At 72.8% G+C, this 20,922-nt stretch carries 20 protein-coding genes and 1 pseudogene; 14 read left to right on the top strand and 7 right to left on the bottom strand.

Translation table 11 applies throughout. The annotated features are described in order from the left end of the window. Positions 1 to 31: 31 nt before the first annotated feature. Positions 32 to 736 (bottom strand): type 1 glutamine amidotransferase, encoded by a 705-nt coding sequence (locus ET989_RS00790; RefSeq protein WP_131166653.1) that lies wholly within the window; start codon positions 734 to 736, stop codon positions 32 to 34. 33 nt (positions 737 to 769) lie between these two features. Here ET989_RS00790 and ET989_RS00785 point away from each other — a divergent pair, with 33 nt between their 5' ends. Then, positions 770 to 1,270 carry a hypothetical protein gene (locus tag ET989_RS00785; RefSeq protein ID WP_131166652.1) on the top strand — a complete coding sequence of 167 codons (501 nt, stop codon included), beginning with the start codon at positions 770 to 772 and terminating at the stop codon, positions 1,268 to 1,270. 101 nt (positions 1,271 to 1,371) lie between these two features. Here ET989_RS00785 and ET989_RS00780 read toward each other — a convergent pair. Further along, positions 1,372 to 1,911: pseudogene (locus ET989_RS00780) on the bottom strand (inorganic diphosphatase); the annotation flags it as partial. 100 nt (positions 1,912 to 2,011) lie between these two features. Continuing rightward, entirely contained in the window at positions 2,012 to 2,788 is a 777-nt protein-coding gene (locus ET989_RS00775; RefSeq protein WP_131166650.1) for a sulfite exporter TauE/SafE family protein, read from the bottom strand. A gap of 211 nt (positions 2,789 to 2,999) precedes the next feature. On the opposite strand from ET989_RS00775, the gene dacB reads away from it, so the two are divergent. The 11 genes from dacB (at position 3,000) to ET989_RS00720 (ending at position 13,047) form a co-directional block, all read left to right on the top strand. Then, positions 3,000 to 4,382: a D-alanyl-D-alanine carboxypeptidase/D-alanyl-D-alanine endopeptidase gene (dacB, locus tag ET989_RS00770; protein WP_131166649.1), complete on the top strand. Its 1,383-nt coding sequence runs from the start codon at positions 3,000 to 3,002 to the stop codon at positions 4,380 to 4,382. A 168-nt stretch (positions 4,383 to 4,550) separates the two neighbouring features. Further along, the gene (locus tag ET989_RS00765; RefSeq protein ID WP_131166648.1) at positions 4,551 to 5,534 is read left to right on the top strand and encodes a zinc-dependent metalloprotease; all 984 of its coding nucleotides are present in this window, start codon (positions 4,551 to 4,553) and stop codon (positions 5,532 to 5,534) included. Further along, positions 5,534 to 6,490 carry a tRNA lysidine(34) synthetase TilS gene (gene tilS, locus ET989_RS00760; protein WP_131166647.1) on the top strand — a complete coding sequence of 319 codons (957 nt, stop codon included), beginning with the start codon at positions 5,534 to 5,536 and terminating at the stop codon, positions 6,488 to 6,490. Before ET989_RS00765 ends, tilS begins: the two co-directional genes overlap by 1 nt. Beyond that, positions 6,491 to 7,042, top strand: coding sequence for a hypoxanthine phosphoribosyltransferase (hpt, locus tag ET989_RS00755; protein ID WP_131166646.1), 552 nt, complete (start codon positions 6,491 to 6,493; stop codon positions 7,040 to 7,042). Between the two features lie 305 nt (positions 7,043 to 7,347). Beyond that, positions 7,348 to 9,561: an ATP-dependent zinc metalloprotease FtsH gene (gene ftsH / locus ET989_RS00750; RefSeq protein WP_131166645.1), complete on the top strand. Its 2,214-nt coding sequence runs from the start codon at positions 7,348 to 7,350 to the stop codon at positions 9,559 to 9,561. 1 nt (position 9,562) lies between these two features. Then, entirely contained in the window at positions 9,563 to 10,126 is a 564-nt protein-coding gene (gene folE, locus ET989_RS00745; protein ID WP_131166644.1) for a GTP cyclohydrolase I FolE, read from the top strand. Between the two features lie 8 nt (positions 10,127 to 10,134). Continuing rightward, positions 10,135 to 10,941, top strand: a complete 807-nt coding sequence (folP, locus tag ET989_RS00740; protein WP_131166643.1) for a dihydropteroate synthase — start codon at positions 10,135 to 10,137, stop codon at positions 10,939 to 10,941. Continuing rightward, the gene (gene folB / locus ET989_RS00735) at positions 10,941 to 11,306 is read left to right on the top strand and encodes a dihydroneopterin aldolase (protein ID WP_131166642.1); all 366 of its coding nucleotides are present in this window, start codon (positions 10,941 to 10,943) and stop codon (positions 11,304 to 11,306) included. Before folP ends, folB begins: the two co-directional genes overlap by 1 nt. Beyond that, entirely contained in the window at positions 11,303 to 11,857 is a 555-nt protein-coding gene (gene folK / locus ET989_RS00730; RefSeq protein ID WP_241656154.1) for a 2-amino-4-hydroxy-6-hydroxymethyldihydropteridine diphosphokinase, read from the top strand. The genes folB and folK overlap by 4 nt, the downstream gene beginning before the upstream one ends. Beyond that, a complete protein-coding gene (locus ET989_RS00725; protein ID WP_165489961.1) occupies positions 11,854 to 12,363 on the top strand; it encodes a DUF3180 family protein in 510 nt (169 codons plus the stop codon). Before folK ends, ET989_RS00725 begins: the two co-directional genes overlap by 4 nt. Positions 12,364 to 12,387: 24 nt before the next feature. Then, positions 12,388 to 13,047, top strand: coding sequence for a hypothetical protein (locus tag ET989_RS00720; protein ID WP_131166640.1), 660 nt, complete (start codon positions 12,388 to 12,390; stop codon positions 13,045 to 13,047). Positions 13,048 to 13,113: 66 nt separating this feature from the next. Here ET989_RS00720 and ET989_RS00715 read toward each other — a convergent pair whose 3' ends face one another. Beyond that, positions 13,114 to 14,238: an NADH-quinone oxidoreductase subunit D-related protein gene (locus ET989_RS00715; RefSeq protein WP_131166639.1), complete on the bottom strand. Its 1,125-nt coding sequence runs from the start codon at positions 14,236 to 14,238 to the stop codon at positions 13,114 to 13,116. A gap of 123 nt (positions 14,239 to 14,361) precedes the next feature. On the opposite strand from ET989_RS00715, the gene ET989_RS00710 reads away from it, so the two are divergent. Together ET989_RS00710 and ET989_RS00705 are read left to right on the top strand one after the other, a co-directional pair. Continuing rightward, entirely contained in the window at positions 14,362 to 14,712 is a 351-nt protein-coding gene (locus tag ET989_RS00710; RefSeq protein WP_131166638.1) for a histone-like nucleoid-structuring protein Lsr2, read from the top strand. A 172-nt stretch (positions 14,713 to 14,884) separates the two neighbouring features. Then, positions 14,885 to 17,392, top strand: a complete 2,508-nt coding sequence (locus ET989_RS00705) for an ATP-dependent Clp protease ATP-binding subunit (RefSeq protein WP_131166637.1) — start codon at positions 14,885 to 14,887, stop codon at positions 17,390 to 17,392. Positions 17,393 to 17,495: 103 nt separating this feature from the next. On the opposite strand, the gene ET989_RS00700 is transcribed toward ET989_RS00705, so the two are convergent. The 3 genes from ET989_RS00700 to radA are packed head-to-tail and all read right to left on the bottom strand — an operon-like array spanning position 17,496 to position 20,874. Continuing rightward, positions 17,496 to 18,365 carry an HhH-GPD family protein gene (locus ET989_RS00700; RefSeq protein ID WP_131166636.1) on the bottom strand — a complete coding sequence of 290 codons (870 nt, stop codon included), beginning with the start codon at positions 18,363 to 18,365 and terminating at the stop codon, positions 17,496 to 17,498. Further along, positions 18,366 to 19,409, bottom strand: a complete 1,044-nt coding sequence (gene disA / locus ET989_RS00695) for a DNA integrity scanning diadenylate cyclase DisA (protein ID WP_241656153.1) — start codon at positions 19,407 to 19,409, stop codon at positions 18,366 to 18,368. A gap of 37 nt (positions 19,410 to 19,446) precedes the next feature. Continuing rightward, positions 19,447 to 20,874, bottom strand: a complete 1,428-nt coding sequence (radA, locus tag ET989_RS00690; protein WP_131166634.1) for a DNA repair protein RadA — start codon at positions 20,872 to 20,874, stop codon at positions 19,447 to 19,449. Positions 20,875 to 20,922: the final 48 nt, after the last annotated feature.

Here is a 20,922-nt window from a genome sequence, read left to right as displayed (position 1 = left end):
CGGCCCAACCTGTGGCTCTCGGCGGGTGGGGTCAGCCGCGGACGATGTCCACGAAGGCGTGGGCGAGGGCGCGGCCGGAGGCGCGGATGTCGCCATCGGCGGTGCGGAGCCCCTCCACGAGGGCGTCCGTGTCCTTGCGGGCGGACCGCCGGTACCACGACGCCACCAGGTCGGGGGAGGCCTCCGGGTGGAACTGGACGCCCCAGCTCGACCCGAGCCGGAAGGCCGCGTGGGGGAACCGTGCCGTCCGGGCCAGTTCGACGGCCCCGGGCGGAAGTTCGGCGACGACATCGGAGTGCGACATCGCCACGGTGTCCAGTCCCTCGGCCACCAGCCCCCCGAACAGCGGGTCGGACGCCGCCGCGTCGGTCCACAGCAACTCGGCCCGGCCGTCCTCGGGACCGCCCTCGGCGCCGACCGTCACCGCGCCGCCCAGTGTCTCCGCCAGCACCTGGTGTCCCAGGCACAGGCCGAGGATCGGCAGGTCGATGCTGTGGGCGTCCGCGAGCAGGTCGGACAGCGGGTCGAGCCACGGGTGGTGCGCCTGGTCGTGGGCGGACATCCGCCCGCCCAGCACGATGAGCCCGTCGCCGGAGGAGGCGAGCTGCGGGACGTCGTGGTCCCAGAGCGAGACGACGCCGAACCGCACCCGGGTGTCGGCGAGCCAGTCCTCGAAACGGTCGAGCGGGCAGCCCGGGTCGAGCTGCAGGACGGAGATGCGCGGTTGCTTTGCCACGCCCGCAGGCTAGTGGACCGGCAGACTGGGGGCATGAAGCGTCTCCCCGCCGTGCTCGTCCTCGCCCTCGCAGCGGCGGGGTGCACCGGCCCCACGGCCACCGCACCCACCGAACCCGCAGCGCCGGCGTCCGCCCCCGCACCGGCCATCAGCCCGGCCGCGACCCCGGAGGCCGGCGAGCCCACCGAGTCACCGACGCCGCACCCGCTGCCGAGCATCCCCGCCGAGCCAGTGCCGGGCGAGGTCGTTCGCGCCACGTTCGGGGCGACGACGACCGTCGGACGCGCCGAGCACCGGTTCAGCGGGCGTCCGGTCAGCTACCACGTGCTCTGCGCCTCGCACGACGGCGAGGTCGCGGTCGAGCTGTGGGCAGGCGGGCAGGAGATGATCGGGTCCACGAACGCCTGCGGCGGCGAGCCCTTCTTCACCGTCGAGGACGCCTCGTTCGGCAGCGGCACCAAGCAGGTCGAACTACGAGTCCAGCCCTCCGGCGGGGCCGAAGGGCTGGTCTACGTGGTGGATGGGGAGATCTGAGGCTCAGCCCCGGCGCCGGGTCACTCCTCGCCGGCCCCGCTCAGGTCCTCGTCGTCGTGGAGGCCACCGATGGTGTCCTTCGCGTCGCCCCCGGGCGGCGGGGTGAACTCGTTCTCGTGCTCCGTGCCGCGGGCCCGCTCCCACGAGTTGCGGATCTCGGCCTCGGCCTCGGCCCGGCCGGTCCACACGGCGCCCTCGACCGACTTGCCGGGCTCGAGGTCCTTGTAGACGCTGAAGAAGTGCTCGATCTCCAGCAGCGTCAGGTCGGGGATGTCGGTGAGGTTGCGGATGTTGTCCTGGCGCAGGTCGGCGACCGGCACGCAGAGCACCTTGTCGTCACCGCCCATCTCGTCCTGCATCCGGAACATGCCGATCGCGCGGCACTCGATGAGGCAGCCGGGGAACGTTGCCTCGGGCAGCAGCACCATCGCGTCGAGCGGGTCGCCGTCCTCGCCGAGGGTGCCCTCGATGTAGCCGTAGTCGTTGGGGTAGGCCGTCGCCGTGAACAGCGTCCGGTCGAGCCGGATGCGACCGTTGTGGTGGTCCATCTCGAACTTGTTCTTCGTCCCCTTGGGGATCTCGACCGTCACGTCGAAGTGCAGCGGGGGCTTGACCTTGGGGCGTTCGAAGCTGGCGCGCATAGGATTCCTCACATCAGGTGGTCCGGTACTGCACACAGGCTAGCGCCGTAGGCCTCACCCGAGCACGTTCGGGTAGGACGCCCCCTTCATCGGTCGGGGGTCAGCGGGCGAGCGCGAGCCCCGTGGTGGCCAGCGTCCACACCGCGATCACCAGCAGCAGGATCGCGAACCCGCGCTTGAGTAGCTCCCCGTCGACGCGCCCGACCACCCGCGCACCGGTGACCGAGCCGACGATGGTCGCCAGGGTGAACGCGGCCACCAGCGGCCAGTCGAGGTCGACACCCAGGGTGAGCCGCGTGGCGAAGGCCGCCGCGCTGTTCAAGGCGATCACGAGCAACGACGTCGCGGTCGCCACCCCCATCGGAAGGCCGAGCACGAGGGTGAGCGCCGGCACGATGGCGAACCCGCCGCCCACGCCGAAGAACCCGGTGAGCAGGCCCACCACCAGACCGGCCGCGAGCGTGACCGCCAACGCACGCGGGTCGCGCAGGCTGACCGGCTCACGTTCCCGGCCGGGCGCCGTCGAGCGGCGCAGCATCAACCCGGCGACCACCAGCAGCAGCACGCTGAAGGCGAGCATCAGCCAGTCCTCGTCCAGGCCGCGGGAGACCACCGACCCACCCGCCGCGCCCAGCATGCCGACGGCCGCGAAGGCGACGCCACGCCCCCAGTCGACCCGGCCGGCCCGGGCGTGCGTGATGACGGCCACCACGGAGGACAGCCCGATGATGACCAGCGACGCGGTGCTGCTGGTTCCCAACGTCATGCCGAACCCGTACGCGAGCACGGGGATGGTGATGATGGCGCCGCCGCCGCCCAGCGCACCCAGGATGACGCCGACGACCACCCCGGCCAGGACGGCGGCGACGATCGTCACGGGGCCACCACGGTGAGCCCTGCCTTCGCGGCGCGGTCGAAGCTGTCGTCCACATGGACGACCCTACGCCCGTGCGCGGACAGGATCGAGGAGACGAAACGGGATAGTGAGCGGGCGCGCGCCGGCCTGACCACACGCGGCCACGCCGCGCCCCGCCCGTCGGCCACAATGGGGGCCGGCGGGACGCCCCGTCCGCCAGGAGGGAGGCCCCGTGTCCGCACGCAGGGGATGGGCGTGGCGCGCCCTCCTGTGGATCAGCGTCCTCGTGGTGGCCCTCGCGGTCGTCGGGCTGCAGTTGGTGGTCCGCCCCCAACTCGCTGACGACCCGCTCGTGGGCGCGGGACGCCTCGACCAGCCCGCCGTCGCCGACGCGCCGGGCGCCGTCCTGCCCGAGCTCGAGGCGCCCACGCAGCAGGCCTCCGCGGCGAAGGTCGCCGAGCGGCTCGCCGCCGTCCCGAGAGAGGGGCTCGGTGACGTGGTCGCGCTCGTGGTCGACGCCCGCACCGGCACCGAGCTCTACCGGGAGGGCGCCGGCGTCCGCACCCCGGCGTCCAGCCTGAAGGTGCTCAGCGCGCTGGTGGCCATCGACGTTCTCGGCCCCGAGAAGACCTTCGCCACCACCACCTTCCTCACCGCGGACGCCGGGACCGTCGTCCTGCGCGGCGGGGGAGACCCGCTGCTCGCCGGGGCCGCCCGGCCGGACGCGCACCCGCAGCCTGCCTCGCTGGAGGAACTCGCGGCCGAGACGGCCACCGCGCTGAAGGCCAAGGGCGTCACCACCGTCGCGCTCGGCTACGACGCCACGCTGTTCGCCGGCCCGGCGTGGAACCCCGCGTGGCCCGATATCTTCGCCCGGTCCGTCGCGCCGATCACCGCGCTGACCGCCGATCACGCCCGCCCCAGCCTGGCCCGCAACGCCTTCGAGCGCGCCCCCGACCCCGCCCGGTTCGCCACCGACAAGTTCGCGGGCTTCCTCGCCGCGCAGGGCATCGCGGTGACCGGCACCTCCGCAGTGACCACCCCGACGGACGCCAGTGAGCTGGCCCACGTCGACTCGCTCCCGGTGTCACGGATTGCGGAGCGCGTGCTTGCCGACTCCGACAACGATGCCGCAGAGACGCTCCTGTGGCAGGTCGCGCTCGCCCGCGGCCGGGCCGCCACGCCCACCGATGGCGCCGACGTGCTCGCGACCGAGCTGCAGCGCCTGGGGCTGTGGGACGAGGGCATGCGCGTGCTCGACGGCAACGGCATCTCCGCCGACAACCAGGTCACGCCTGACGCCCTCGTGGGCGCCATCCGCATGGCCCTGGCCGACCCCGACCTCCGCCCCGTCACGGACGGGCTGCCCGTCGCGGGCGTCACCGGCACGCTCGCCGAGCGCTTCGACGAGGCGGACGCCGTGGGTGGCCGCGGGGTCGTCCGGGCGAAGACCGGCACCATCCGGGGCGTGAACACGCTGACCGGCTACGCCGTGACCGAGGACGGCCACCCCCTCGCGTTCGCCCTGATGACGTCGGGCGGGGCCGGGCAGACCAGCGCCCGCCTCTGGCTCGATCGGGCGTCCGCCGCGCTGGCCTCGTGCGGATGCTCGTAGGTCAGGCCGCGCGGGTGGCCGTCCACGGGCCACCCGGCCGGCCTCCCGCCACTCCACCGGCCCGCCGGCACTCCACCGGCGTTGCAACGCCCGCTACGTGCTGATGTGCCAGCACCGTGGCTCGGCGAGCACCTCAGGCAGCTGCGGGACACACCTAGGCTGTCGGGCATGAGCGAGCTGCCCTTCATCGACGCCGAGGTCGCCGCCGCGGTGGGCGGGCGGCTCGTCCCACCCGGTCCGAGCCTGACCGAGGCCGAGGTCGCCGACGTGGTGGACGGGCTACGGGCCGCTGCCCTGGCGTCCGTGGCACCGGTGGCGCGCGTGACCGGGCTGTCCGGGGACGCCGACGGCCCCATGCTGGTCGTGGACCGGCCCACCTGGATCCGCGCCAACGCGGACATGGCGCTGACGATGCTCGGAGAAGCGGTCGGGGGTGCGTATCCCGCGCCCGAGCGGCTGCGCGACAAGGTGGCCGCCCGCGCCAACGGCGCCCAGCTCGGCGCCGTGCTCGCGGTGCTCGGTTCGCGCATTCTGGGCCAGTACCTGCCGTTCCTCACCGAGCCGCGACTGGTCCTCGTGGCGCCCAACGTCGCGAAGATCGAGCGGGCGATGGGGGTCGACCACGACGACTTCCGACTGTGGGTGTGCCTGCACGAGCAGACCCACCGCCTGCAGTTCGCCCGCGCCCCTTGGCTGCGGGGTCACCTGCTGACCGAGGTGGGCGAGTTGATCGCCGACGCCCCCGTCGCCGAGACTGCGCGTTCTGGACGCCCGCGCAGCGTCGTGGACGTCGTCACCAGCCCCGCGCAGAAGGTGGTGTTCGAGCGGGTCAGTGCCGCCATGGCCCTGCTCGAGGGGTACGCCGACGACATGATGGACCGGGTCGGCCCCGACGTCGTGCCGACGGTCAAGGAGATCCGCAAGCGCTTCGACGCCCGCCGCAACCGCGGGGGCTGGACGAAGGCCGTCAACACCGCCCTCGGCATGGACCTCAAGCTCGCCCAGTACCGCGACGGCGCCGCCTTCTGCCGCCATGTGATCGCCCGGGTCGGCGTCGACGGCCTCAACGTCGTCTACGACCGGCCCGCCCACCTGCCCACGCCCGACGAGATGCGCGACCCCGCCCGTTGGATGCGTCGCGTGCACGGCTGATGGCGCGGAGGGCGCTCGGGCCGGCCACGCTGGCCGTGGTGCAGGCCGTGGACGCCCTGGCCTCGGGTGGCTGGGCGGTCGCCTGCTCGGGGGGCGTGGACTCGCTCGCCCTGGCCTGGGCGGCCCACCACGTGGCCGGCAAGCGCGGGACGCCGGTGCGCGCGGTCGTCGTCGACCACGCGATGCAGCCCGGGTCGGACGCCGTGGCCGCGGCCGCCGTCGCCCGGCTCGCCGGTTTCGGACTCGCCGCCGAGGCCGTCCGCGTCACGGTGGCCGACGCCGGGGCTGGGCCCGAGGCGTCCGCACGCGAGGCGCGGTACGCGGCGCTGGAGGCCGCCGTCCAGCCGCGGGAGCGCGTGCTGCTCGGCCACACCCTCGACGATCAGGCCGAGACCGTGCTGCTGGGCCTGGCCCGGGGCGCGGGCGTTCGGTCGCTGGCCGGTATGCCCGTCTCCCGCGGGGTGTTCGACCGGCCCCTGCTCGGCCTGGGCCGGGAGACGACGCTGGCCGCCTGCGCCGAGCTGGGCCTGGAACCATGGGCCGACCCGATGAACCGCGACCCCCGCTACGCGCGCGTGCGCGTCCGCGAGGTCGTGCTGCCCGTGCTGGAGCGTGACCTGGGCCCTGGCATCCGCGAGGCGCTGGCGCGGACGGCGACCCAGTGCCGCGAGGCGCACGACCTCCTCTCCGAGCTCGCCGAGGAAACCGACCCGGCGCTGACCGCCGATTGCCTCCACCTGCTGGGGCTCGCGCCGGGGCTCCGCCGACGGGTGCTGGCCGACTGGTTGGCCGCCGAGGGCGTCCGCGATGTCTCCGCCACCCACGTGGACGCCGTCGAGCGCCTGGTCACGCACTGGCGGGGCCAGAAGGGCGTGGACGTCCCGGGCGGCCGCGTCTCCCGCCGGGATGGCCGGTTGCTGCTCACTCCCGCCTCCGGCGACGGTAGGCTGCGGTGAGTGGACGCATCGCACATCACCAGTGAACTGACCAGGGTCCTCTACACCAACGACCAGGTGCAGGCCCGGTTGGCCGAGATCGCCGGCGAGATCGACGCCGAATACGCCGACTCCGACCTCCTGCTGGTCGGCGTCCTGAACGGCGCCGTCATGGTGATGGCCGACCTCTCCCGCCACCTGACCTCCCACGTCCAGATGGACTGGATGGCCATCTCCTCCTACGGCTCGGGCACCCAGAGCTCCGGCGTCGTGCGGATCCTCAAGGACCTCAACACCGACATCGAGGGCCGCCACGTGCTGGTCGTCGAGGACATCATCGACACCGGCCTCACGCTGGCCTACCTGATGCAGAATCTGCAGTCCCGCAAGCCGGCGAGCCTGGAGATCATGACGATGTTCCGCAAGCCGGAGGCGATCAAGAGCCCGGTCGACGTGAAATACGTCGGCTTCGACCTGCCGAACGAGTTCGTGGTCGGGTACGGGCTGGACTATGCCGGTCGGTACCGCAACCTGACCGACGTCGGGACGCTGGCGCCGCACGTCTACAGCTGACCGGGCCACCCGCCGCCCCCGGGCGCGGGAAGGGTCGATGCCCTCGCTGTATCCGAATTGGACCCTCCGGCCAGGGCGCCGAGGGCTTGCCTCCAGGGCGCCGAGGGCTTGCCTCCAGGGCGCCGAGGGCTTGCCTCCAGGGCGCCGAGGGCTTGCCTTCGGCACTTCGAGGCTCGCTCCGCTCACACCTCAGCGACCTCACGGCTCGCAGGGGCAAGCCCTCGGCGGACTGAACCCAAGCCCTCGGCGTTGGGGTGGTCCGGTAGGCTCAATCGCGACCCAACTCGCCCCAGACAGGGAGTGGAATGAAAGCACCACGGCTCCTCCGCAGCCCGTTCCTGTGGATCCTCGCCGCCTTCCTGCTGATCGTTCTCGGGATGAACCTGTTCTCGGCGTCCAGCCGCTACCAGCAAGTGCCGACGTCGCAGATCATCCAGGCCATCGAGGGCAACGACCCGCTCCGCGAGGTCGTCATGGTCGACGGCGACCAGGAGATCCGCCTGGAGTACAAGGAGAACGGCGGCGCGCGCATGCGCGCCAACTGGGTCGGCCAGCAGAGCCAGGGGATCGTCGAGCGCCTCAACGAGCGTGTCGCGGAGAAGACCCTCGACCAGTGGCGCGGCGAGAACCCGGGCAACGGGTTCATGTCGCTGTTCGTGATGGGCGTCCTGCCGTTCCTGCTCATCGGCTTCCTGTTCTTCTTCATGCTCAACTCGGCCCAGGGCGGCAACCGCGTGCTCGGCTTCGGCAAGAGCAAGGCCAAGGTCGCCAGCAAGGACACCCCGCGCACCACGTTCGCCGACGTCGCCGGTTGCGAGGAGGCCATCGAGGAGCTCCAGGAGATCCGCGAGTTCCTCGCCGAACCCGGCAAGTTCCAGGCCGTCGGCGCCAAGATTCCTAAGGGCGTCCTGCTGTACGGCCCGCCCGGAACCGGCAAGACCCTGCTGGCCCGCGCGGTCGCCGGTGAGGCGGGCGTCCCGTTCTTCTCGATCTCCGGTTCGGACTTCGTCGAGATGTTCGTCGGCGTCGGCGCCTCCCGCGTCCGCGACCTGTTCGAGCAGGCCAAGGAGGCCGCCCCGGCCATCGTGTTCATCGACGAGATCGACGCCGTCGGACGCCACCGCGGCGCCGGCATGGGCGGCGGCCACGACGAGCGCGAGCAGACACTCAACCAGCTGCTGGTTGAGATGGACGGCTTCGACGTCAAGGGCGGCGTCGTCCTGATCGCGGCCACCAACCGCCCCGACGTGCTCGACCCGGCGCTGCTGCGCCCGGGCCGCTTCGACCGCCAGATCCCCGTCGAGGCCCCCGACATGAAGGGCCGCCTGCAGATCCTCCGCGTCCACGCGCAGAACAAGCCGATGGCCGTGGACGCCGACCTCGAGTCGGTCGCCAAGCGCACCCCGGGCTTCACCGGCGCCGACCTGGCCAACGTCCTCAACGAGGCCGCCCTGCTGACCGCCCGCCAGAACCGGCAGTGGATCACGAAGGAGAACCTCGACGAGGCCATCGATCGCGTCATCGCCGGCCCGCAGAAGCGAACCCGTGTCATGAACGAGCGCGAGTTGCTCATCACCGCCTACCACGAGGGCGGACACGCGCTGGTCGCCGCGGCCATGCCTGGCAACGACCCCGTGCAGAAGGTCACGATCCTGCCGCGCGGACGGGCGCTCGGCTACACGATGGTGATGCCGGACGCCGACAAGTACTCCCAGACCCGCGGCGAGCTGCTCGACCAGCTGGCCTACATGCTGGGCGGCCGCGCCGCCGAGGAGCTCGTCTTCCACGACCCCACAACCGGTGCGGCCAACGACATCGAGAAGGCCACCAAGGTCGCCCGCGCGATGGTCGCCGACTACGGCATGTCCGAGGCGCTGGGTGCGGTGAAGTTCGGCGGGGCGAACACCGAGCCGTTCCTGGGCATGCAGGCGGGCATGGGCGGCGGGCGCGACCACTCCGAGGAGATCGCCGCGATCATCGACTCCGAGGTGGCCGCCCTCATCAAGACCGCGCATCAGGAGGCGTTCGACGTCCTCGAGGAGAACCGCGAGGTGCTCGACGAGCTCGTCCGCCAGCTGTTCGAGCACGAAACCCTCGACAAGGAGCACGTCGCCCGCGTCTTCGAGCCGCTGAAGAAGCGCCCGCGGCGTCCGGCCTGGACGGGCTCGCCCGACCGCATCCCCTCCGACGTGCCCCCGATCGACCCACCCGAGCGCAAGGTGCCGGACGCCGTGGGCCCGGCTGCCCAGCCGGCCGGTCTGCCCGGCGCCCCCGGCCCTGGCCTTGGCCCTTGGGGGCAGCAGCCCCCGAGCCAGCCCGGCCCGTGGCAGCCCGGCCCGCCCGTCGGCCCGTGGGGCAGCCAGCCGCCCGGCCCGTACGACCAGCCGCCGCAGCAGGGCCCCGGCCCGTGGAACCAGCCCGGCGCCTACCCGCCGCCGAGCGCGCCGCACCCGCCGACCGGTCCCGGCGAGGGTCCCTACCCGCCCGGCCAGGCGCCGCAGCCCGGGCAGGGGCGCTGACATGGCGGTCGACCAGGAGCGGGTCGCCGCGGCGGTCCGCGAGATCCTCAGCGCCATCGGGGAGGACCCGGACCGCGACGGCCTCGTCGGCACACCCGAGCGGGTGGCGCGCGCGTACGCCGAGATGTTCTCCGGCCTCGACCAGGACCCCGGCGACCCGCTCGGCGTGACGTTCGATATCGAGCACGAGGAGATGGTGCTCGTGAAGGACATCGAGCTCTGGTCCACGTGCGAGCACCACCTGTTGCCGTTCCACGGGGTCGCCCACGTGGCCTACATCCCCAGCCGCGACGGCAAGATCACCGGACTGTCCAAGCTGGCACGCCTCGTCGACGTGTTCGCCCGGCGTCCGCAGGTGCAGGAGCGCCTCACCGGCCAGATCGCCGACGCCCTCGTGCACCACCTGCAGCCCCAGGGCGTCATGGTGGTCGTCGAGGCCGAGCACCAGTGCATGACGATGCGGGGCGTCCGCAAGCCCGGCAGCAGTACCGTCACGTCCGCGGTGCGTGGCGCGCTCCGCAACGCGGCCACCCGCGCCGAGGCCATGGGCCTCATCATCGGCTGAGGTTCCCGATGGCGCGCACGCTGATCATGGGCGTCCTGAACGTCACGCCCGACTCGTTCTCCGACGGCGGCTCGTGGGCCGACACGGACGCCGCCGTGGCGCACGGCCTGGCGCTGGTGGCCGACGGCGCCGACGTCGTCGACGTCGGCGGGGAGTCCACCCGCCCCGACTCGGACCGCGTCGACGAGGCGACCGAGCTCGCCCGCGTCGTCCCCGTCGTCCGCGCGCTGGCGGACGCCGGCGTCAAGGTTTCCGTCGACACCACCCGCGCCGCGGTCGCCGCAACGTCGCTGGAGGCCGGCGCCACGTGGATCAACGACGTCTCCGGCGGCCTCGCCGACCCGGAGATGCTCGGCACGGTCGCGCGGCTGGGCGGTTCGTACATCGCCATGCACTGGCGCGGGCACTCCCGGGAGATGGGCGAGAGGGCCGTCTACGACGACGTCGTGGCCGACGTCGCCCGCGAGCTCGCCGCCTGCAGGGCCGCAGCGCTCGCCGCCGGCATCGAGGCCGACAAGCTCGTCCTCGACCCGGGCATCGGGTTCGCGAAGAACGCCGAACACAACTGGGCGATCCTGCGCCGGTGGGAGGCTCTGGACGCCCTCGGCTTTCCGCTCCTGCTGGCCGTGAGCCGCAAGCGCTTCCTCGGCAGCCTGCTGGGCACGCCCGAGTCGCCGCGGCCCCCGCGCGAGCGCGACGTCGCGACGGCGTGGCTGTCGGGCTACTTCGCCGCGCGCGGCGTGTGGGGCGTCCGGGTACATGACGTGCGCGCCACGCGCGACGCGATCGCCGTCGCCGAACGGATGGGACAGTGATGGACGACCACCTGGTGACGATCCGCCTGACGGGCGTGCGGGCCACCGGCTTCCACGGCGTGTTCGACTTCGAGCGGCGCGAGGGACAGGAGTTCGTCGTGGACGCCGAGTTGGACGTCCGGCGTCCGGCCCTGGTCGACGACCTGGCCACCACCGTCGACTACGGTGGCCTCGCGGACGCCCTGGTGGCGGACGTGGAGCGCGACCCGGTCGACCTGATCGAGACCCTGGCCGGACGCCTCGCCCAGACCTGCCTGGCCGACCCGCTCGTCGAGCGGGCCACCGTCACCGTCCACAAGCCGAGCGCGCCGATTGCCGTCCCGTTCGGGGACGTCACGGTCACGTGCACGAGGAGGAAACCGTGAACTATCCCGTCATCGACCTCGACATCGACACCCTGAGCGGCATGAAGCCGCTGCGCCGCGTCGTGTTCTCGCTGGGTGGCAACCAAGGCGAGGTGCTCGAGACCCTGCAGCAGGCTGTCGACGCGATCGCGTCCACCCCGGACGTGATCGTCACCGACGTGTCCTCGGTGTATCGGACGGCCCCGGTCGGAAAGACCGACCAGCCCGACTTCCTCAACATCGTCGTGCTCGCCGAGACGATGATGTCCTCGTCGATCCTGCTGGAGCGCGTGCAGGCGATCGAGTACTACCTGGGTCGCGTCCGCGAGGAGCGGTGGGGTCCGCGCACCATCGACATCGACCTCATCCAGCTCGGCGACCGGCGCCGCACCGATGAGCACCTGACCCTCCCGCACCCCCGCGCCCACGAGCGCGCCTTCGTGCTGGTGCCGTGGCTGGAGGCCGACCCGGGGGCCGAGCTCTCGGGCGTCGGCCCGGTCGCCGACCTGCTGGCCGACGTGGACCCCTCGGGCGTCGAGCGCGTCGAGGGCGCGACGATCCACCTTCCGTGACCGACGGCCCGACCATCCGGCCGACCCCGCCGCTGCACGTGGCGGGGTCGGCCGCCGGCGTCCTCGTGGTCACCCGGCTGGCGCTGGCCTGGTGGCAGGACCAGAGCGGCTCGCTGCCCATCCCGGGGGTGGTGTCGTGGGCGTCCATCGCCCTGATCGCCGGCGGCATCACCTGGCTGGCCCGCCGCACGCGGCGCACGCTGGCCCGTGACCGGGCCTCGCTGGACCCGCAGCAGGCCGTCACCAGACTGCTGCTCGGCAAGACCTCCCAGATCGGGGGCGCGTTGCTGTTCGGCGGGTACGCCGCGCTGGCGTGGGCGGCGGCGGACGCCCTTCCCGCACCCCTGGCCGTCGTGCGCGTCGTGCATGCCGGACTCGCCGTGCTGGCCTGCGTCGGCTGGGTGCTGGCCGGACGCGCGCTGGAGGCCGTCTGCCGCCTGCCCGACGACCCGGACGAGCCCGGCGACGAAACGCCCAACACCCCGCACGGCACCCCCGGATCTTGAGGCGCGGGCCGGTAGCCTGAGGGGGTGACGACCTCGACCTCCCCCGCGCCCCGTACCCGCCGCCGCATCCTGCTGGCCTCCTCGCTCATCGGGGGCACCGTGCTGTCCCTCGGCCTGATGGTCGCCAGCCAGTGGGTCCCGTTCCTCGACTGGGTGGCCGTGGTCGTGGCCCTGGTCGCCGGCTTCCTCGCCACGTGGGCCGCGCTCGTGGAGTTCCGCGAGTGGCGCGTCCAGGCAGTGGCCGAGGCTGCCGCCGCCCGCGCCGCCGAGCGCGAGCGCACCCGGCAGCTGCACGCCAACCAGCGCGGCGTCCTCACCACCGTGGACGCCCGCGTCCAGGCGATCGCAGGGGCCCTCGACGAGGCTCGCACCGAGCTCGACTCCACCAAGGAGGTGTTGGTCGACACCAAGGTGGCCCTCGGTGAGGCGCAGCAGACGGTCTCCCGCCTGCGCGGCGACAACGAGGCCCTGCGCATGGAGAACACCGGCCTGCGCAGCGAGCTGGCCGCCGCCACCGCCGAGGTCGGCGAGGGCGACGCCGAGGTCTTCGCGCTGCCGCGCCGCCGCGCCACCGACGGCACCGGCGCGTGGGACGCCCTCGAGGCCCCCACCGTGGTCGACCTCGACCTGCAGCGCCTCGCGCAGCCGTTCGTCGCCGAGGTCCAGGCGCGTCACGCCAACTGACCCGAACATCGCGGAACCCCCGGCCCGGTGCCGGGGGTTCCGCCGTTCCCTGAGCCTGTCGAAGGGCTACTTGTCCAGGTCGCCCGCCACCCACGGCAGGGACGCGATGGCCACGTCGAGGTCGGCTCGGTCGGTGCCGGGCAGCACCGCCGGCCACGCGGACACGTTGGCGAACGAGGGAGTCCGCAACCGTAGCCGCCACGGCGTCTTCTCCCCGCGGGAGGTGACGACCATCCCGGCGCGTCCGAGCGGCGCCTCGACGGCGGCGAGCCAGTCACCGTCGGGCAGCTTCACCACCTTCGGCAGGTGGGCGACCAGCGGTCCGTCGGGGAGGGCGTCCAGCAGCCGCCCGAGCATCGCCGCGGACGCGACCACCTCGGCGGCCAGGTGCGCGAACCGGGCCTGCGCGTCGCCGGTGGCCGCGGCGTCCACGGCGAGCAGGTCGGCCAGGCCTGCCCACGGCTCCTCGTGCAGGCTGCCGGCGCGCCGCAGGTCGGTCGCCACGCCGGACGCCCGCGCCACGGCCCCGGCGAGGCCGTGTGCGTCCACCACCGCCGCGGACACGGGGGCGACCCCCGCCCCGAACCCGGCGGCGACCGCCGTGCCGATCCGCTCAGCCAGCTCGGACGCCCGCGCCACCACCCCGCGCTCGGCGTCCGCCCACCCCGCGGGCAGGTCGGCGGCCACGCCGCCGAGCCGGACGACCATGGGGTGAACCCGGTTGCCGGTCCAGGCGGCGGTCTGCCCTCGCAGCGCCTCGCGGACGCCGTCGGTGCCGAGGGACGCGTCGCCCAGCCGGTGCCCGACGAAGGACAGGTACGCGAGGTGCGAGGCGATGCGGCTGTGTTCGGCGCCGACCGCGCGCAGCCAGCGGGCGCGGGCGGGGGCCTCGATGCCGAGCGCGTCCTCGACGAGGCGGGCCAGGGCCCACTCGCCGAAGAACGGCGCCTGCCAGTCGTGGCGGTTGGCGAGGCTGAGGGCCTGCCGGTAGTCGCGGGCGGTGAGGATCATCTCCACCCCGCGATGGAGGGAACCCGGGTGCGGATCGGCCGAGGCGATGGCGACGCCGGTCGTCGAAATGCGGACGTCGAGGATGCCTGCCGAACCCGGATGCGTCGGGCCCAGGTCGATCAACTCCCCGCCGAAATGGGGGTCGGGAATGCCGCCGATACGGACGACAGATTCGGTCATGGGCACCCGTGAATCCTATTTGCGGATTGATCGGGGCGCCACCCGGGTATACATTTGGTCCGGCCACGGGCGGATGCGTTTGGGCTTCCCGCCGGGCCAGTCAATTCTTCGAAAGGAATGTGCATGGCACAGCGTGTCCGCATCGAACTCACCGACGACCTCCTGGGCGACGGTACGCCGGCCGACGAGACCGTCACCTTCTCGCTCGACGGCGTCAGCTACGAGATCGACCTGACCGCCGACAACGCCGCCAAGCTGCGTGACGGCCTGGCCACCTGGGTCGCCTCCGCGCGTCGCGTCGCCGGCCGCAAGCAGGCGGGGCGTCCCGCCGCCTCCGCGGGCCGTCGTACTCGTTCGGGGGCCGGCTCGGCCAACGACATCCGCGAGTGGGCGCGCGCCCAGGGCATGGAGGTCTCCGACCGTGGCCGCGTCCGCGACGAGGTCCGCGCCGCCTACGAGGCCGCCCACAGCTGATCGGGTTCCTGGACCGGTCGAGGACGCCCCGGGTGCAACCGCACCCGGGGCGTCCGCTATGCCGAGGGCGAACACGGAACAAGTGTCGGTCCGGACGCGTTGACTAGACTGACGCAACAAGGCCCGCGTCCAGCGGGCGATCCGGCTGGAGGCCGGAGATCAAGGAGAGCTCATGTTCGATCGGTTCACCGACCGCGCGCGGCGCGTGATCGTCCTGGCCCAGGACGAGGCGCGCATGCTCAACCACAACTACATCGGCACCGAGCACCTGCTGCTCGGCCTGATCCATGAGGGCGAGGGTGTCGCCGCGAAGGCGCTGGAATCCCTCGGCATCTCGCTGGAGGCTGTGCGCGCCCAGGTGGAGGAGATCATCGGTCAGGGCCAGCAGGCGCCGACCGGCCACATCCCGTTCACCCCGCGGGCCAAGAAGGTCCTGGAGCTGTCGATGCGCGAGGCGCTGCAGCTCAACCACCCCTACATCGGCACCGAGCACATCCTGCTCGGCCTCATCCGCGAGGGCGAGGGCGTGGCGGCCCAGGTCCTCATCAAGCTGGGCGCGGATCTCAACCGCGTCCGCAACCAGGTCCTGCAGCTGCTCAGCGGGTTCCAGGGCAGCGAGAAGCCCTCGACGGCGGGTGCCCCCGAGGCGCCACAGCAGGGCAACCAGACGATCCTGGATCAGTTCGGCCGCAACCTCACCCAGGCGGCGCGCGACAACCAGCTCGACCCGGTCATCGGGCGCGAGAAGGAGATCGAGCGCGTCATGACGGTGCTGAGCCGCCGCACGAAGAACAACCCGGTCCTGATCGGTGAGCCCGGCGTCGGCAAGTCCGCCTGCGTCGAGGGCCTCGCCCAGCAGATCGTCCGCGGCGACGTGCCCGAGACCCTGCGCGGCAAGCAGATCTACACCCTCGACCTCGGCGCCCTGGTGGCGGGTTCCCGCTACCGCGGCGACTTCGAGGAGCGCCTCAAGAAGGTGCTGAAGGAGATCAAGACGCGCGGCGACATCGTGCTGTTCATCGACGAGATCCACACGCTGGTGGGTGCCGGTGCCGCCGAGGGCGCCATCGACGCCGCGTCGATCCTCAAGCCGATGCTGGCCCGCGGCGAGCTGCAGACCATCGGCGCGACCACGCTGGACGAGTACCGCAAGCACATCGAGAAGGACGCCGCGCTCGAGCGCCGCTTCCAGCCGATCCAGGTGGCCGAGCCCTCCATCGCGCTCACCATCGAGATCCTCAAGGGCCTGCGCGACCGCTACGAGGCGCACCACCGCATCACCATCACGGACGCCGCGCTGACCGCGGCCGCCCAGATGGCCGACCGGTACATCCAGGACCGCTTCCTCCCCGACAAGGCGATCGACCTGATCGACGAGGCCGGCGCCCGCCTGCGCATCAAGCGCATGACGGCCCCGCCGGACCTGCGCGAGATCGACGAGCGCATCGCCGTGACCCGCGGCGAGAAGGAGGCCGCGATCGACGGCCAGGACTTCGAGCGTGCCGCGCGCCTGCGCGACGACGAGAAGAAGCTGATCGCCGAGCGCAACAAACTCGAGGAGAACTGGAAGAACGGCGACCAGGGGGCCCCGCCCGAGGTGGGCGAGGAGGAGATCGCGGTCGTGCTCTCCAGCGCCACCGGCATCCCGGTCTTCAAGCTCACCGAGGAGGAGAGCGCGCGACTGCTCCAGATGGAGGCCGAGATCGGCAAGCGCTACATCGGGCAGACGGACGCCGTGAAGGCGCTGTCCCGTTCGATCCGCCGCACGCGCGCAGGCCTGAAGGACCCGAAGCGGCCCAGCGGCTCGTTCATCTTCGCCGGCCCCTCGGGCGTCGGCAAGACCGAGCTGACCAAGGCCTTGACCGAGTTCCTCTTCGGCGACGAGGACGCTCTGATCACCCTCGACATGTCCGAGTACTCCGAGAAGCACACAGCCTCGCGGATGTTCGGTTCGCCCCCCGGTTACGTGGGGTACGAGGAGGGTGGCCAGCTCACCGAGAAGGTGCGTCGCAAGCCGTTCTCGGTGGTGCTGTTCGACGAGATCGAGAAGGCGCACCCGGACATCTTCAATTCCCTCCTCCAAATCCTGGACGAGGGTCGCCTGACGGATGCCCAGGGCCGCGTCGTCGATTTCAAGAACACTGTTATCGTCATGACCACGAACCTCGGAACGCGCGACATCAGCAAGTCCGTCAACCTCGGTTTCAGCAGGTCGGACGACCCGGTCGGGGGCTACGACAAGATGAAGGCGAAGGTGACCGACGAGCTCAAGCAGCACTTCCGCCCCGAGTTCCTGAACCGCGTCGACGAGATCATTGTGTTCCACCAGCTGACGCAGGCCGACATCGAGCACATCGTCGACCTGATGGTGGCCCAGGTGGAGGAGCGCCTCGCTGATCGCGACATGGGCATCGTCCTCACCGACGCCGCCAAGACGTCGATCGCCAAGCGCGGCTTCGACCCGGTGCTGGGCGCCCGCCCGCTGCGCCGTGCGATCCAGCGCGACATCGAGGACATCCTCGCCGAGAAGATCCTCTTCGGCGAGCTGAGCTCCGGTGAGATCGTGGTGGTCGACGTGGCAGAGGAGGGGTCGGAGCTGCCGTTCACCTTCACCGGCCAGCAGCGCGCCGAGCTGCCGGACCACGCCCCGGCCGACCTGAGCGGCACGCAGGAGGGCTGAGTTCCCGACGTGCGAAGCCCCCAGCCCATCAGGGCTGGGGGCTTCGTCGTTGGTTCCCCAGGCGGGGCGGAACGACAGCAGGCGGCTGAGCCTGTGGAGGCCCCTACAGGGTCACCGACCCGTCCGGACGCCGGCGCACCAGCCCGTCGGCCAGCAGCGACGCGAGCGCCCGCCGTGCCTGGGCGGGATCGGAGGTCCACAGCGCCAGCAGGGTGTCGTCGGAGGCGGCGTCCGCGGTGCGCAGCGCGCCGAGCAGGACGCCGCGGCACTGGCGGTCGGTGCCGGCGTAGGCCTGCCCGACCCTCGGCGGCCCGTCCCACGCAGGACGCCCGGCGACCAGCCAGACGCAGGCCTCCTGGACCGGGCACGCGTCGCAACGCGGGGCGTCGGCGGTGCAGATCAGGGCGCCGAGCTCCATCGAGGACGCGGCCCACGCGGTGGCGTCGGCGTCCGACTCGGGCAGCCAGGCGGCGGCCCGCTCGCGCTCGCCGCGGGTGAGGGTGGCGGGCGGGTACTGCTGGCCGCCCTCCAGCCGGGACAGGACGCGGCGGACGTTGGTGTCGAGCACGACGTGGCGCCGCCCGTGGGCGAAGGACGCTATGGCCGCGGCGGTGTACTCGCCGACGCCGGGGAGGGAGCGCAGCGCCTCGAGGTCGGCGGGCACCGCGCCGCCGTGCTCGTCGCGGATGGCGATGGCAGCCGCGTGCAGGCGCTGCGCGCGTCGCGGGTAGCCGAGGCGTCCCCATGCGCGGACGGCCTCGCCGGGCTCCTCCGCAGCCAGCGCGGCGGGGGTGGGCCAGCGGGACAGCCACGCCTCCCAGGCGGGGAGGACGCGCACCACCGGCGTCTGCTGCAGCATGAACTCGCTGACCATGACGCCCCAGGGCGTGCAATCGGGGGCTCGCCACGGCAGGGGCCGCGCGTGCGCGGCATACCAGGCCGCCACGCGGGCGACGAGGGCGGGGCGGTCCATCTAGTTGGTGAGGGCGCGCTCGGCGATGTGGGTCAGCCCGTCGCGGACCGTGTGGGCGATCTCGGGGGTGACGCCCTCAACGGCCAGCAGCTCGCCGGTCGAGGCCCCGTACAGGGCGCCGAGGTCGCCGAAGTGGGCCACGAGCTGGCCCCGGACGCCCGGGGGAAGCCGCGGGATGGCCGCCAGCTGGCGGAACCCGCGGGGGTGGATGGGGGAGTCCAGGTGGAGGTCGCCGCCGAAACCCAGCGAGCGCGCCACCAGCACGATGTCGAACAGCTCGTGGTCATCCAGGCGTGCCAGCGTGGCGAACGGCATGGCCTCGGCGCCCTCCGTGACGTAGTCGCGCTGCAGCAGCGACGACAGTGGCGTGAGGTCGTCGACCAGGTCGTGCAACTGGAGCGCGGCCAAGCGGCCGTCCCCGCCCATCGCGCTGATGTAGGTCGTGGCCTCGTCGGCCAGGCGGTTGACCATCTCGAAGCGCTGGGCGACGTGCGCGAGGTCGCGCAGGGTGACGCTGTCGTGCACCTCGAGGGTGGTGAGCCGGTCGAGGGAGTCGTTGAGCCGCTGCCGGGTGCCCTGGATCGCCGCCAGCGCCTGGCCGGCGCGGTCGAGCAACTGGTCGGGTCGGGGCACGATCTGGCGCCCGGCACCGGCGAACAGCGAGATGGTGTCCATGGAGGCCGAAACGGTGACCACCGGGAGGCCCACCTGCTTGGCGACTCGCTCGGCCGTCCGGTGCCGGGTCCCCGTCTCCGACGTCGGCACGTCCGCCGCGGGGGAGAGGTGCACGGCGGCCGCCACGATGCGGGTCAGGTCGGTGCTGAGCACGATCGCCCCGTCCATCTTCGCGAGCTCGCGTAGGCGGGTGGCGTTGAAGCGGATGTCGAGGGGGAACCCGCCGGTGGAGATCGCCGCCAGCGCCGGGTTGGTACCCAGCACGACCAGCGCGCCGGTGTGGCCGCTCACGATGCGGTCCAAGCCGTCCCGCAGGGGCGTGCCCGGGGCGAGCTGGACGATCTCGTCCGGCAACCGTCCGATGCTCACGCAGGCCTCCCGGGAACCAAGGTGTGTGCGGCCCAGTCTAGTGCGGCGCCGCGGACGCCCCCTCGGCGCCATGCTCGCGGCGCCGCTTCTCCAGGCCGACGACCTTGCCCGACGGGGTGCCGAACGCGGCCTTGAGCGCCTCGTCGATGGAGGCGACCTCGATGACCCGGAGGCCGGCGGCCGCCACCTCCTTGCCCGACCCCTCGGGCACGATCGCGCGCTCGAAGCCGAGGCGGGCGGCCTCGGCCAGGCGGCGTCCCAGCGCCGGCACCCGCCGCACCTCGCCGGACAGGCTGACCTCGCCGATCGCGAGCAGCTTGCCGACCGGCTCCTCGTCTCGCAGCGCGGACGCCACGGCGATGGCCAGCGCCAGGTCGGCGGCCGGGTCGCTCAGGCGCACCCCGCCGACCGTCGAGGCGTACACGTCGCGCGTGTGCAGCTTGTGGCCGGCCCGGCGCTGTAGCACCGCCAGGGTGAGGGTGACGCGGGCGTTCTCCAGGCCGTGGGTCATCCGGCGCGGCTGCTGCAGGCTGGTGGGCACCACGAGCGCCTGCACCTCGGCCACGAGCGGACGCCGCCCCTCCAGGCTCACGGTCACGCACGTACCCGCCGTGGGCCCGCGGCTGGACGTGAACAGCCCCGAGGGGTCGGGCACCTCACGGATGCCGGTCTCGGTCATCTCGAAGCAGCCCACCTCGTCGGCCGGGCCGTACCGGTTCTTGGTGGCGCGCACCATGCGGAAGCCGCCGTGCCGCTCGCCCTCGAAGCTGAGCACCACGTCGACGAGGTGCTCCAGCGTGCGGGGGCCCGCGAGCGCCCCGTCCTTGGTCACATGGCCGATGATCAGCACCGCCATGTTGCGGCGCTTCGCGGTGCGGACCAGCGCGTTGGTGACCTCGCGCACCTGCGCGACGCCGCCGGCGACGCCGTCGGTGCCCTGCGCCTGCACGGTCTGCACCGAGTCGAGCACCAGCAGGCTGGGGGAGTGCTCCTCGATGTGGCCGAGCACGACGCCGAGGTCGGACTCGGCGGCCAGGAACAGCTCGTCGTGCAGCGCGCCCGTCCGGTCGGCCCGCAGCCGTACCTGGGCGGCCGACTCCTCGGCCGTCACGTACAGCGTCCGGCGCCCCGCGGACGCCCAGCGCGCCGCCACCTCGAGCAGCAGCGTGGACTTGCCCACCCCCGGCTCCCCGCCCAGCAGGACGACGGCGCCCGGGACGAGGCCGTCGCCGAGCACCCGGTCGAGCTCGCCGATGCCCGTACGGACGCCGCGGGCGGTGTTGGCCTCGACCTCGGTGATGCGGATCGCCGGCTGGGCCGGCCGCTGGGACGCGACCGCCCGCGTCGAGGTCGGCTCGCCCTCGGACAGGCTGCCCCAGGCCTGGCACTGGCCGCAGCGGCCGACCCAGCGCCCCGTCGTCCAGCCGCACTCGGTGCAGCGGTAGTTCGTGCTGGTCCTGGCCATGTCCCCCAACCTAGGGCCTCGCCCAGACAAACCGGGCGCCGTGGGCGT

Source organism: Propioniciclava sinopodophylli (genome assembly GCF_004324755.1).
GTDB lineage: Bacteria > Actinomycetota > Actinomycetes > Propionibacteriales > Propionibacteriaceae > Propioniciclava > Propioniciclava sinopodophylli.
Note: the sequence above shows the minus strand (reverse complement) of the source record. Positions and strands in the feature narration are given on the sequence as shown.

What these genes read in the sequence shown, in the direction of transcription:
- ET989_RS00785 (WP_131166652.1), top strand. Translation starts at nt 770, where the DNA reads ATGAAGCGTCTCCCCGCCGTGCTCGTCCTCGCCCTCGCAGCGGCGGGG.
- ET989_RS00765 (WP_131166648.1), top strand. Translation starts at nt 4,551, where the DNA reads ATGAGCGAGCTGCCCTTCATCGACGCCGAGGTCGCCGCCGCGGTGGGC.
- tilS (WP_131166647.1), top strand. Translation starts at nt 5,534, where the DNA reads ATGGCGCGGAGGGCGCTCGGGCCGGCCACGCTGGCCGTGGTGCAGGCC.
- ftsH (WP_131166645.1), top strand. Translation starts at nt 7,348, where the DNA reads ATGAAAGCACCACGGCTCCTCCGCAGCCCGTTCCTGTGGATCCTCGCC.
- folE (WP_131166644.1), top strand. Translation starts at nt 9,563, where the DNA reads ATGGCGGTCGACCAGGAGCGGGTCGCCGCGGCGGTCCGCGAGATCCTC.
- folP (WP_131166643.1), top strand. Translation starts at nt 10,135, where the DNA reads ATGGCGCGCACGCTGATCATGGGCGTCCTGAACGTCACGCCCGACTCG.
- folB (WP_131166642.1), top strand. Translation starts at nt 10,941, where the DNA reads ATGGACGACCACCTGGTGACGATCCGCCTGACGGGCGTGCGGGCCACC.
- ET989_RS00715 (WP_131166639.1), bottom strand. Translation starts at nt 14,238, where the DNA reads ATGACCGAATCTGTCGTCCGTATCGGCGGCATTCCCGACCCCCATTTC.
- ET989_RS00710 (WP_131166638.1), top strand. Translation starts at nt 14,362, where the DNA reads ATGGCACAGCGTGTCCGCATCGAACTCACCGACGACCTCCTGGGCGAC.
- ET989_RS00705 (WP_131166637.1), top strand. Translation starts at nt 14,885, where the DNA reads ATGTTCGATCGGTTCACCGACCGCGCGCGGCGCGTGATCGTCCTGGCC.
- ET989_RS00700 (WP_131166636.1), bottom strand. Translation starts at nt 18,365, where the DNA reads ATGGACCGCCCCGCCCTCGTCGCCCGCGTGGCGGCCTGGTATGCCGCG.
- radA (WP_131166634.1), bottom strand. Translation starts at nt 20,874, where the DNA reads ATGGCCAGGACCAGCACGAACTACCGCTGCACCGAGTGCGGCTGGACG.